Annotated in this window: 12 protein-coding genes; 2 read left to right on the plus strand and 10 right to left on the minus strand. The window is 40.9% G+C overall.

The window, feature by feature from the left end; translation table 11 throughout:
- Positions 1–385: 385 nt before the first annotated feature.
- A complete protein-coding gene (locus tag BTO08_RS09160; protein ID WP_105060756.1) occupies positions 386–1,846 on the plus strand; it encodes an aminoacyl-histidine dipeptidase in 1,461 nt (486 codons plus the stop codon).
- 104 nt (positions 1,847–1,950) lie between these two features.
- On the opposite strand, the gene dinB is transcribed toward BTO08_RS09160, so the two are convergent.
- Entirely contained in the window at positions 1,951–3,030 is a 1,080-nt protein-coding gene (dinB, locus tag BTO08_RS09165) for a DNA polymerase IV (protein ID WP_277949262.1), read from the minus strand.
- Between the two features lie 234 nt (positions 3,031–3,264).
- Between dinB and BTO08_RS09170 the strand changes: the two genes are divergently transcribed.
- A complete protein-coding gene (locus tag BTO08_RS09170) occupies positions 3,265–4,485 on the plus strand; it encodes a response regulator (RefSeq protein ID WP_105060758.1) in 1,221 nt (406 codons plus the stop codon).
- A 58-nt stretch (positions 4,486–4,543) separates the two neighbouring features.
- On the opposite strand, the gene nqrM is transcribed toward BTO08_RS09170, so the two are convergent.
- From nqrM to bolA, 9 genes are all read right to left on the minus strand, one after another.
- On the minus strand, positions 4,544–4,765 hold the full coding sequence (gene nqrM / locus BTO08_RS09175) for a (Na+)-NQR maturation NqrM (protein WP_105060759.1): 222 nt from the start codon (positions 4,763–4,765) through the stop codon (positions 4,544–4,546).
- A gap of 11 nt (positions 4,766–4,776) precedes the next feature.
- Positions 4,777–5,802: an FAD:protein FMN transferase gene (locus tag BTO08_RS09180; RefSeq protein WP_198038429.1), complete on the minus strand. Its 1,026-nt coding sequence runs from the start codon at positions 5,800–5,802 to the stop codon at positions 4,777–4,779.
- A gap of 154 nt (positions 5,803–5,956) precedes the next feature.
- Positions 5,957–7,183 carry an NADH:ubiquinone reductase (Na(+)-transporting) subunit F gene (gene nqrF, locus BTO08_RS09185; RefSeq protein WP_105060761.1) on the minus strand — a complete coding sequence of 409 codons (1,227 nt, stop codon included), beginning with the start codon at positions 7,181–7,183 and terminating at the stop codon, positions 5,957–5,959.
- A gap of 22 nt (positions 7,184–7,205) precedes the next feature.
- Positions 7,206–7,802 carry an NADH:ubiquinone reductase (Na(+)-transporting) subunit E gene (nqrE, locus tag BTO08_RS09190; RefSeq protein ID WP_005370126.1) on the minus strand — a complete coding sequence of 199 codons (597 nt, stop codon included), beginning with the start codon at positions 7,800–7,802 and terminating at the stop codon, positions 7,206–7,208.
- 7 nt (positions 7,803–7,809) lie between these two features.
- Positions 7,810–8,442 carry an NADH:ubiquinone reductase (Na(+)-transporting) subunit D gene (locus BTO08_RS09195; RefSeq protein WP_105060762.1) on the minus strand — a complete coding sequence of 211 codons (633 nt, stop codon included), beginning with the start codon at positions 8,440–8,442 and terminating at the stop codon, positions 7,810–7,812.
- Positions 8,435–9,226 (minus strand): Na(+)-translocating NADH-quinone reductase subunit C, encoded by a 792-nt coding sequence (locus BTO08_RS09200; RefSeq protein ID WP_105060763.1) that lies wholly within the window; start codon positions 9,224–9,226, stop codon positions 8,435–8,437. Before BTO08_RS09200 ends, BTO08_RS09195 begins: the two co-directional genes overlap by 8 nt.
- Positions 9,216–10,460, minus strand: coding sequence for an NADH:ubiquinone reductase (Na(+)-transporting) subunit B (locus tag BTO08_RS22325; RefSeq protein ID WP_045082802.1), 1,245 nt, complete (start codon positions 10,458–10,460; stop codon positions 9,216–9,218). Before BTO08_RS22325 ends, BTO08_RS09200 begins: the two co-directional genes overlap by 11 nt.
- 3 nt (positions 10,461–10,463) lie before the next feature.
- On the minus strand, positions 10,464–11,804 hold the full coding sequence (locus BTO08_RS22330; protein ID WP_045082851.1) for a Na(+)-translocating NADH-quinone reductase subunit A: 1,341 nt from the start codon (positions 11,802–11,804) through the stop codon (positions 10,464–10,466).
- A 573-nt stretch (positions 11,805–12,377) separates the two neighbouring features.
- Positions 12,378–12,689 (minus strand): transcriptional regulator BolA, encoded by a 312-nt coding sequence (gene bolA, locus BTO08_RS09210; RefSeq protein WP_105060764.1) that lies wholly within the window; start codon positions 12,687–12,689, stop codon positions 12,378–12,380.
- Positions 12,690–12,765 lie beyond the last annotated feature (76 nt).

Raw genomic sequence — 12,765 nt, forward strand, 5'->3', positions numbered from 1 at the left:
CTTTATGAGACTGTCTAAATCATAACCATTACGTAATTTACTTTCAAGCATTTTTTTTAAGCTCGTCACACTTTTCACAAAAAAACATTGTTAAACAACTTTACGCGTAATTTATTTTCAATTTTGATCGGTTAAATGTGCATTTATGATCAAAAAAATAAATATAAGAAATAATAAACTCAATATATAAAAGTAAAGCACCGTTAAATACTAATTCATTATCGTATTCGTGGTTTAAGATTTTACTTTTTTCTCTACCTCCACCGTAGTCTGAATGATATGCTAAAAAAAATGCGATAGAGTAAATCGCTACTTATATATGTCATTTGGCGGCTAATAGCCTGACAAGTGCCACTGGACCAATATTCTATAAAGGTAGGCTTCCGTGTCTGAAATCAGTCAACTATCTCCTAAAGCTGTATGGCAATTTTTCGATCAAATTTGTTCGATCCCTCACCCTTCTAAATATGAAGAACAATTAGCACAATTCATTGTTGAATTTGCAAAAAAAGAAGGCTTAGACGTTTGCCGTGATGAAATCGGTAACGTGATCATTAAAAAGCCAGCAACAGCAGGCATGGAAAACCGTAAAGGTGTGGTACTTCAAGCGCACATCGACATGGTTCCACAAAAAAATGAAGAAACAGTACACGACTTCACAACCGATCCTATTCAACCTTTCATTGACGGCGAGTGGGTAACAGCAAAAGGCACAACATTAGGTGCTGATAACGGTATGGGTATGGCAAGTTGTCTTGCGGTACTGGCAGCTAAAGATATCGAACATGGCCCATTAGAAGTACTACTTACTATTGATGAAGAAGCAGGCATGACAGGCGCTTTTGGTCTTAAAGAAGGTTGGTTAGAAGGTGACATCCTACTAAACACTGACTCTGAGCAAGAAGGCGAAGTCTACATGGGTTGTGCTGGCGGTGTAGACGGCGCAATCACACTGGATATAAAGCGTGAAGCAACACCTGCTGATCACCAAGCAATTAAACTAGTCCTAAAGGGCTTAAAAGGCGGTCACTCTGGTTGTGACATTCATACTGGCCGTGGTAATGCAAACAAATTACTGGCTCGCTTTTTAGTCGGTCACGCAGACGAGCTAGGCTTACGTATTAACAACTTCACAGGTGGTAGCCTACGTAATGCAATTCCACGTGAAGCATCTGCGATTGTTACCCTACCAGCTAAACATGTTGATCAACTAAATTCATTATTTACTCATTACCAAGCGTTACTAAGTGCTGAGCTTGGTCATGTTGAAACTGATATCAATTTATTTACAGAGACGACTGAACTGCCAGCAGATGTGATGGTAATGTCAGATCAAACACGTCTAATCAATGTACTAAACGTCTGCCCTAACGGTGTTATCCGTATGAGTGATGACATTGAGGGCGTTGTTGAAACCTCTCTAAATATGGGTGTTATCACGACTGAAAACGATAAAGTGATCGTACTTTGCTTAGTACGCTCTTTAACTGACTCTGGTCGTAGCTATGTAGAAAGCATGCTTCAATCATTAGCAACCTTAGCAGGCGCACAATGTGAGTTTTCTGGTACATATCCGGGTTGGAAACCAGACGCCGATTCTGAAATCATGCACGTATTCCGTGACATGTACCAAGAGATGTATGGTAATAAACCCAACATCATGGTGATCCACGCAGGTCTTGAGTGCGGCTTATTTAAAGAACCGTACCCTGAAATGGACATGTTATCATTTGGTCCTACCATCAAGTTCCCACACTCACCTGATGAGAAAGTGAAAATTGATACTGTTCAAATGTTCTGGGATCAAATGATTGCAGTACTTAAAAATATTCCTGTTAAAAAATAAACTAACGGAATAACAAAAACGGGCTTAACGTGATCTCATGTTAAGCCCGTTTTTATATGTACTGTAATAAATGCGTTAACAGAGTAGATTCAGTTTTCATCTAATCAAAAACCAAAAGAAAGCTGTTGCGCTTTTAAACCAACCTCTAACCCAACACTTAAGCCTATTAGGCGTATCTCACGAGAATTTTGTCGGGTCATCGCTTCTTTTAATAAATCGATAAATTGCGCTTTATCTAATTTAGGGTAAATATGCTCAACCGTAGTTTGTTGAAAATCTGCAAATTTTAACTTTATACCTTGCTTGGCAATATCTAACTCAGGCCGTACTTTACGTAATCGTTGCTCAAGCTCAGGATATAACTGATCAACCACTTGCCAACATTGCTCAAAACTTGAAATATTTTGACTAAAAGTACGCTCTACCCCAACCGACTTTCGTTGTCGTTCAACAATCACTTCACGCTCATCAATACCATGTGCTCGAGACCATAATGATTGCCCAAATTTACCAAATTGCTGTAGCAATAAATGGCGATCATAATTTTGTACATCACGACCTACATACAGGCCTTTCTCATGAAGTTTTTGGATAGTTACCTTTCCTACCCCAGGTATTTTTTCTAATTTTAGTTCAGCAACAAAGCTATCTACATCTTCAGGTGTTACCACATATTGGCCATTAGGCTTATTCAGATCTGAAGCAACTTTGGCAATAAACTTCACCGGAGCCACACCTGCAGAAGCGGTGAGTTGTAACTCATCTTCAATTGCACGACGAATATCTTGAGCAATTAAAGTCGCAGAGCCATGAAGCATTTCGCAATCAGACACATCTAAATACGCTTCATCTAATGATAACGGTTCAATTTTATCGGTATAGCGTTCAAAGATAGCGCGTATTTGTTGGGATACTTCACGATAAACCTGCATTCTGCCTGGCACTAAGGTTAAGTGTGGGCATAATTTTAAAGCATGAGCCGTTGGCATTGCAGAATGAATACCATATTTACGGGCTAAGTAATTACAAGTACTGACGACGCCTCGCGTAGAGCGCCCACTGATCGCTATAGGGATATCGCGCAAAGCTGGATCGTCTCTCATCTCGACGGCAGCATAAAAGCAATCCATATCGACGTGGATAATTTTCCTTTGGCCTGCTATTTGTTTCGTTATATTCGCCACCAAAGCCACTCGTAGTTACTGTTTATACATACAGCCATTATAACGATGAATTACAATAGTTGGAAAATTAAAAATATTTATCTAAGAAGGAATACAAATTAAGTTTGATATTTCACCAACAAGATCACAAAAATAAAACCTAATAAAATATTTGATAATCAACCCATTACATCTAATGTTATATATATCAATATACACCTAATATATTATGCGTATTGCTAAAAGGAGTTAACTTTGCAACATCAAGTACTTGTTGTCGAAGATAGCCGCGCATTTCGTCACTATCTTGATGACCAATTGAAACAAGCTGGCTTCAAGGCTATTTTTGCCGAAAACCTATCACAAGCTAAAAAATTATTAGCCGACCCAGAACGTTATCTTTGTGCTGTACTCGATTATTGCCTTCCGGATGGTCAAGATGGTGAAATCATCGATCTCGTATTAGACCACAAGGTCAAATCGATCGTTTTAACTGCCCAATTTAATGAAACTATCCGCGAAAAAGTTCTTGCCAAAGGTGTTTTAGATTATTTACTTAAAGATAGTGCAGCTTCCGTTGCCTACCTTGTACCACTGTTACTTCGTCTAGAAGCTAACTTAGAGCATAAAGCACTCGTCGTTGATGATTCTGACATGGTACGAAATCATGTCAGTCATTTATTAGAAAAACAGAACCTCACTGTATATGAAGCCTCTGACGGTAATGAAGCGCTACAAATCATTGACGATAATCCAGATATAAGCTTAGTTATTACCGATAACGATATGCCAGAAAAAGACGGCATTACCATGACCCGTGAAATCAGACGAGAATACAGCAGAAATGAAATGGCGGTGTTGGGTTTATCTGGTAGTGACGACAGCACGATGACGGCGCAGTTTCTAAAAGCAGGTGCCAACGATTTTCTCTATAAACCCTTTAATCAAGAAGAGTTTAACTGCCGAATTCATCATATTCTAAATATGAAAGATACCTCAGATAAGTTGTATCGTATGGCAAACCAAGATGCATTAACAGGGCTTTGGAATCGTCGTTACTTCTTCACTCATAACTGCTGTCAAACTGAAAATGAATCGTTAAATATAGCGATGATTGATATCGATTTTTTCAAAAAAGTAAATGATACATATGGTCATGATGGTGGCGATGCCGTGCTCATTAGTATCAGTAAAATCATTGATGCTCATTTTCCAGAATCGATTGTTGCTCGCTTTGGCGGAGAAGAGTTCTGCATTCAGCATTGCGGTCATTTCCCCAGCTTCTTATCAACCTTGGATCTGATTCGAAAGCGCATTGAATCAATTACTATCCCCTACCTAGATCAACAAATCAGCATTACCATTAGTATTGGTGCAACAACCGGTTTAGAGTCATTAGAGAATTTAATAAAACAAGCAGATGATAATCTCTACGCCGCGAAACAAAATGGTCGGAATAAATTAGTTAGCGATTAAAAATAAAAAAGCCTGAGTTAACTCAGGCTTTTCTTTCATCATTCTTGCTCAAAGACAGTTAGATAATTTGATTCTTTTTCCACTCAGCTGCACGAGCAGCACGGGCTTCACGCTTTTTACGCGCATCACACGGCTCAGGGCAATCACATTCTTTTGCAATACCAATACCGTCTAATCCTCCACAACTGCCACTCACGGTTTTACGCTGGAAGATATAGCCAACTGCCATTGCGACAATCACTAATAAGAAAACAGAAAATGTGACTAAGTAAATAACCATGACTACCTCATTTATTTTTTAACAACGTATTGCTCAAACGTATCTGACTTATATTCAACGAAGCCATCTTTGGTCTTTACAATCAACATTACAGGTAACTTCTCTTTATTAGCTAATGCAATAGACTCTTCTTCCCCCATAACAGAAAAAGTCGTCGCGTATGCATCTGCCGTCATGCAAGATGGTGCAATAACTGTAACCGACACAACATGGTTAGCAATTGGCTTACCGGTTTGAGGATTGATCAAGTGAGAATAACGCACTCCATCTTCTTCAAAGTAATTACGATAATCACCCGATGTCGCTATTGCCATATCGCCAGCTTGAATTATATCTTGTACCGCACGCTCACTTGCAACAGGTTTTTCAATCGCAATACGCCATGGCACATCAGAACGGTTCTTTCCTTGTAAGCGAACTTCACCGCCGACATCAACCATGAAATCTTTAACATGCAGATCATCTTTTAAATAATCAGCAACGACATCAACACCATACCCTTTTGCGATAGATGAAAGGTCAACATACAGGTTAGGCAGATCTTTCACTAATTTATTACCCGATAATACCGCTAAATGTTGATAACCAATTTCAGCTTTTCGAGTCGCAATCTCTTTATCTGTAGGGGTAGATTCTGGGCGAGCTTCAGGACCAAAACTCCACAAGTTTACCAATGGACCCACCGTCACATCATAAGCCCCATTACTTAGCTTAGAAATACGTAATGCTTCAGAAATTACTTTTGCAGTTGCCGCAGAAACCTCAAAAGGTTGAGAAGATTGTTGCTGGTTAAATTGGCTTAATTCAGAATCAGGACGATAAGTCGACATTTGATCATTAACAAGCTCTAAACGCTTATCAATTTCTTTTTGGATAACTTCTGGGCTTGGTAATCCCTCTTGCTTAATGAGTTTTACTGAATAGTAAGTCCCCATTGTTTGCCCATTAATATCAATCTGTTGACGACTATCACCACAGCCAGTCAACAACATTAACGTTGATAACACCAACGTACTACACAGCAGGAAACGCTTCACTTCATACTCCATCGTTCATGTTGTTTTTTAGTCTGATCACTTAATCACTATTGATAAATAACCACAATAAAAAATAGGTTTATAAAAGATTAATAAGAAAAAAGGCTGACCATTAACTGGCCAGCCAATTTAATTGTGATAGAAGGGCTATTGATTAGCCACCGAAATCATCAAGTAGGATGTTTTCATCTTCTACACCAAGATCTTTAAGCATGCTGATAACAGCCGCGTTCATCATTGGTGGACCACACATGTAGTATTCACAGTCTTCAGGTGCTTCGTGATCACGTAAGTAGTTTTCGTAAAGCACGTTATGAATGAAGCCAGTGTAACCATCCCAGTTATCTTCTGGTTGTGGATCAGACAATGCACAGTGCCATACGAAGTTATCGTTTTCAGCAGCAAGCATATCGAAATCTTCAACGTAGAACATTTCGCGCTTAGAACGTGCACCGTACCAGTAAGACATCTTACGCTTAGAGTGTAGACGCTTAAGTTGGTCAAAGATGTGAGAACGCATTGGAGCCATACCAGCACCACCGCCCACAAATACCATCTCATTGTCAGTATCTTTTGCGAAGAACTCACCAAATGGACCTGAAATCGTACACTTGTCACCTTCTTTAAGTGACCAAATGAATGATGACATTTGACCTGGAGCAACATCTGGATTATTAGGCGGCGGCGTAGCAATACGCACGTTTAGCATAATAATACCGAACTCTTCAGGGTAGTTCGCCATTGAGTAAGCACGGATGATATCTTCATCAACCTTAGACTCGTAACGGAATAGGTTAAACTTATCCCAGTCTTCACGGTACTCTTCTGGAACATCAAAGTCAGAGTACTTAATGTGGTGAGCAGGTGCTTCAATCTGGATGTAACCACCAGCACGGAAAGGTACTGATTCGCCATCTGGAATTTGTAGCTTAAGCTCTTTGATGAAGGTCGCTTTGTTATCGTTAGAGATAACAGAACATTCCCACTTCTTCACACCAAAAATTTCTTCAGGTAATTCGATGTCCATATCAGACTTCACGTTTACCTGACACGCAAGACGCTCGCCTTCACGTGCTTCACCTTTGGTGATGTGATCTAATTCTGTTGGCAGAATATCGCCGCCGCCAGATTTAACTTTTACACGACACTGACCACAAGAGCCACCGCCACCACATGCTGATGATACGAAGATACCGTTACCCGCTAGAGCACTTAGTAGCTTGCCACCTGCACCTGTGGTGATCGCTTTCTCTGGATCGCCGTTTACTGAAATAGTGATGTCACCTGTTGGTACTAGCTTAGATTTAGCAAATAGAATTACTAAAACTAGAGCCAGGATAATCAAGGTGAACATGACTACGCCAAGAAGAATAATATCCATTGATATTCCTTACTTATCCTGATTACAGCTGTACGCCAGAGAAAGACATGAAGCCTAACGCCATCAAACCTACGGTGATAAAGGTAATACCTAGACCACGAAGACCTGCCGGTACATCTGAATATTTCATCTTTTCACGAATACCTGCAAGTGCAACAATTGCTAGCATCCAACCCGTACCCGAGCCGAAGCCGTATACGATAGATTCTACAAAGTTGTAATCACGCTGTACCATGAACGATACACCACCGAAGATTGCACAGTTAACTGTGATCAACGGAAGGAAAATACCTAGTGCGTTATATAGCGGCGGGAAGAAGCGATCTAGAATCATTTCTAGGATCTGTACTAACGCTGCGATAACACCGATGAAAGTAATAAAGTTCAGGAAGCTAAGGTCAACACCTTGAACTAATGCACCATCTTTCAATAAGTAAGTGTAAACAAGGTTGTTTACAGGTACTGCAATCGTAAGTACTACGATTACTGCAACACCCAGACCAAACGAGGTCTTAACTTTCTTAGATACCGCAAGGAATGTACACATACCTAAGAAGAAGGATAATGCCATGTTCTCGATAAAAATCGAACGAACTAATAGGCTAAGATAATGTTCCATGTTCCCCTTACTCCTTCGCTTCTACTTGTTCTGGACGGAAAGTACGAATCACCCAGATCATGAAACCAATTAGGAAGAAAGCAGACGGAGCTAACAGCATTAGACCGTTAGGCTGGTACCAACCACCGTCAGACGTTAGTGGTAATACTTGCATACCGAATAGCTTGCCAGAACCTAGTAGTTCACGGAAGAAAGCAACTGTAATCAGAACAAAACCATAACCTAAACCGTTACCAATACCATCTAAGAAAGATGGAAGTGGTGCTGATTTCATTGCGTATGCTTCTGCACGACCCATTACGATACAGTTAGTAATGATAAGACCAACGAATACAGATAGCTGCTTAGAGATATCGTATAGGTACGCTTTTAGTACCTGATCTACCACGATTACTAGTGATGCGATAATTGCCATCTGAGCAATGATACGCACGCTGTTAGGGATTTGATTACGTACAAGTGAAACAAATAAGTTAGAGAATGCAGTTACTACTGTTACTGCGATTGTCATAACAAATGCTGTTTCTAACTTAGTTGTTACCGCTAGCGCCGAACATACACCAAGGATCTGAAGGGCGATTGGGTTATTACTAATAAAAGGTCCAAATAGGATCTTTTTCATTTCTTTAGCATCAGCCATTATTCAGATCTCCTGCACGTAGCTTAGCAAGGTAAGGACCGAAGCCTTGAGCACCAAACCAGAAGTCGAAGGTGTGCTGTACACCATTACTTGTTAATGTTGCACCAGAAAGACCGTCAACACCATGTTCGCTACCCGCTGGCGCGCCACCTTTAACAATCTTAATTGCAGGCTTGAAGTTCATGTCGTACAACTTCTTACCAACAAATTGGTCACGCCAAGTTGGGTTTTCAACTTCACCACCCAGTCCCGGAGTTTCAGCTTGATCGTAGTAAGTGATACCGTCAACAGTGTTACCGTCCATACCAACAGCAACAAAAGCGTACATCATTGACCATAGACCGTTACCGTGGATAGGTAAGATTACTTTGGTTGTTTGACCTGCAGCATCTTTTACAAGATATACAGTCGCAACGTTAGCACGACGAATGATCTTCGCTAAATCTTCGCTCGCTGGAAGCTTAGTAGATTCAGTTGGATCTTTCGCAGCCGCACGCTGGTCGTATTGTGCCGCAGTTTGACCATCAACTTCAGAAACATAAGTACCGGTTTTAATGTTAACAAGCTTAGGCTCGATGAACTTACCGTATGTTTCTTTAACGTTTGTTGTTGGTGTTAGCAAACCTGCAACAGAAAGAATATTACGTTGTACGTCAAGTACCGCATTTTCTTCTTGCTTAGGGCGTAATGAAACAGCTGCTACTGATACGATGATTGAACACACTAGGCTCAATACAACAACAAAAAGCAGCGTTCTTTTCATGCTATCTTTATTACTTGCCATGGCGAGCCAGTCTCCGTTTGATATTGCCTTGAACAACTAGGTTGTCAAATAGAGGTGCAAATAAGTTAGCGAATAGGATCGCTAGCATCATGCCTTCTGGGTACGCTGGGTTAACAACACGAACCATCACAGCCATTGCACCGATCAATGCGCCATACCACCATTTTGCTTTGTTGGTAAACGCTGCAGAAACAGGATCAGTTGCCATGAACATCATACCGAATGCAAAACCACCTAGTACTAGGTGCCACTGCCAAGGCATGCTGAACATTGGGTTCGTATCAGAACCAATGATATTAAATAGCGTTGCTGCTGCAATCATACCGATCATCGTACCGGCAATAATACGCCATGAAGCAATACCCATAACAACGATGAATGCACCACCGATAAGGATAGCTAGTGTTGATACTTCACCAATAGAACCTGGGATATGACCGATGAACGCGTCCATCCAAGTAATTGTTTGACCAGTGATAGTGTTAACAACACCTGCTTCACCACCTTGAGCCCACTGACTTAGCGGAGTCGCACCAGAGAAACCATCCGCCGCAGTCCAAACTAGATCACCAGAGATCTGAGCTGGGTATGCGAAGAATAGGAACGCACGACCTGCAAGTGCAGGGTTAAGGAAGTTACGACCAGTGCCACCAAAAATTTCTTTTGCGACTACAACACCAAAGGTAATACCTAGTGCTGCCTGCCAAAGCGGTAATGTAGGTGGAACGATCAAGGCGAAAAGAATAGAAGTTACAAAGAAACCTTCGTTAACTTCATGCTTACGCACCATACAGAACAACACTTCCCAGAAACCACCCACAGCAAATACTACTGCGTAGATAGGTAGGAAATAGGTTGCACCAAGCAGCATCTTACTGCCCCAACCTGCATCAACGGATAATGTTCCGCCTAGCATTTGAGTAAACCAGTAATGCCAATCTGCAGCAATAATTGCTGTTAGCTTGTCTGCTGTGTATAGGTGATTAAGGCCAGCAATAGCTTGATCACCGACGTTGTACATACCCCAGAACATTGCTGGGAAGACCGCAAGCCAAACCATGATCATCAGGCGCTTAAGGTCGATGCTGTCACGAACGTGTGCAGAAGTACGCGTTACTTGACCTGGTGTGTACATGATAGTTGCAAACGCTTCATATAGCGCAAACCAACGTTCATGCTTACCACCTGGTTCAAAGTGATGTTCAATATCTTCGAGGAAATTCTTGAGACCCATGAATTACCCTTCCTTCTCAATTTTGTCCAAGCACTCACGTAGCAAAGGACCAAACTCATACTTACCAGGGCAAACAAATGTACATAGTGCTAGATCTTCTTCATCTAGTTCTAATGCACCAAGTTGTTGCGCGCTGTCTGAATCACCAGCACATAGATCACGAAGCAGTAATGTCGGCTCGATATCTAGTGGCATTACTTTTTCGTAATTACCGATAGGTACCATTGAACGCTCAGAACCATTCGTTGTTGTTGTCATGTTGAACAACTGACCAGGGAAGAACTGGCTTAAGAATGTGCGAGTTACAGAAAATTTGTTTTTACCAGGTACAATCCAGCCCATGAATTCTTTTTCATAGCCTTCACGTAACGCTGACACTTGTAGGTGATAGCGACCTAGGTATGCATGTGGACCTTCTGCTTTCAAGCCGTTAAGCACTGAACCAGAAAGAACACGTAGTTGACCTGGCATCATTTCTGAATCAGTCAGTTGCTCAAGAGAAGCACCAATGCGAGTACGCACTAGACGCGGCTTATTAACAACAGGGCCTGCAAGAGAAACAACGCGATCTGTGTATAGCTCACCTGTTAGGAATAACTTACCGAACGCAATAACGTCTTGGTAATTAATACCCCAAGCAATGTGATTTGCATCTGCACCATAAAGCATGTGAATGTGCGTACCAACAAGACCCGCAGGGTGCGGACCGTTAAATACGTGCTCTTCAACATTTGCTTCAGATGAACGCGGAAGACTAGCACCAGACTTACAAACGAAAACTTTACCGCTAGTTAGACGAGAAAGAACCGTCAAACCTGCAATGAAAGCATCACTTTGTTCATTGATGATAACTTCTGGATTCGCAGCCAATGGATTGGTATCCATAGCCGTCACAAAAATAGCTTGAGACTCAGAACCAACAGCTGGAACTTTGCTAAATGGACGCGTACGAAGCGCAGTCCACATACCTGACTCAACCAATTGATCGACAACAACTGCACGATCTAGTTGAGCAAGTTGAGCTGACTCATACTTGTTAAATGTGATTTGCTCATCGCCTTCGACATCAATTACTACAGATTGAAGAACGCGTTTAGCACCACGGTTAATTTCCGCTACCTTGCCACTAGCTGGAGCAGTGAACTTAACGCCAGGATTCTTTTTATCTTCAAAAAGAATCTGACCTTTTTTCACTACATCCCCTACGCGAGCATGCATTGTAGGACGCATACCAACATATTCTTCGCCAAGCAAGGCGACTTTAGAGATGGCATTACCATCATGTATCGCCTGGGTAGGAGTCCCTGAAATTGGGATATCCAAACCCTTTTTTATTGTAATCATACGCACTTGCACTACATTAAAGGGAAAAAAGAATTTTCTATTGCGCAATTAAGACACGACTTTTCATAGTTCGAAATCGGTCTACAAGTGAATTTCACTCGCAAAGAACCAATACCGCAACATCTAGTTAACCACATCACCACAATCATTATCGGCGAGTAGTTTTTCAAGGCGGCGATTCTACCATTAACCGCGTTGTTTTTTCTATGCCAATACACGCGATTCCGACTGAAAACCAAGCAAAAATTGGAGTGCAATAGTTCAACAACTCAATAAGTTTGACAAAGCGCACATTTATTAAAAATAACACCATTCGACCTTGCATTTTTTTTAAGGTCAGATTTTAACAAAAATGTCATTATCACTTTTATTGAGATAATCAAATTAATACATAAGGTTAACAAATGAGTGTTATTTAAATCATCAGCCATAAATACGATTAAACACTGACCGTACCGCTAATTTTTAACAAATTTATATGCTGTTTATGGATTTGCACTCAGTTTTATATTACCGACAAATAATAAAAAAGGCCGTTATAACAACGACCTTTTATTTAATTTATTTCAGTAATTATCCAATTTGTGAGCCACCACGACAAGATGGTGATGCAGGTGCTGCCATTAACTCAGACCACTCTGATTCAGTATAAGTGTGAATCGCTAAAGCATGAATATCATTTGCCAATTCATCGGCCAATACGCTATTAATAGCGCGGTGTCTTGCGATTAAACGCTGATCATCAAATTGAGCACTCACAACGACAACTTTAAAGTGACTCTCAGAGCCTGGGGGAACATTATGCATATAACTTTCATTAAGCACTTCTAAATGCTTTGGTGCAAACGCATCATGAAGTTTATGTTCGATACGTTGTTGAATCATATTTACCTCCGCTCGCAATATCGCGACTTATTGCCATACCTTCTCGACTTTATTGTTATTTTAATGTCGTATTTCC

Source organism: Photobacterium angustum (assembly GCF_002954615.1).
Lineage (GTDB): Bacteria > Pseudomonadota > Gammaproteobacteria > Enterobacterales > Vibrionaceae > Photobacterium > Photobacterium angustum_A.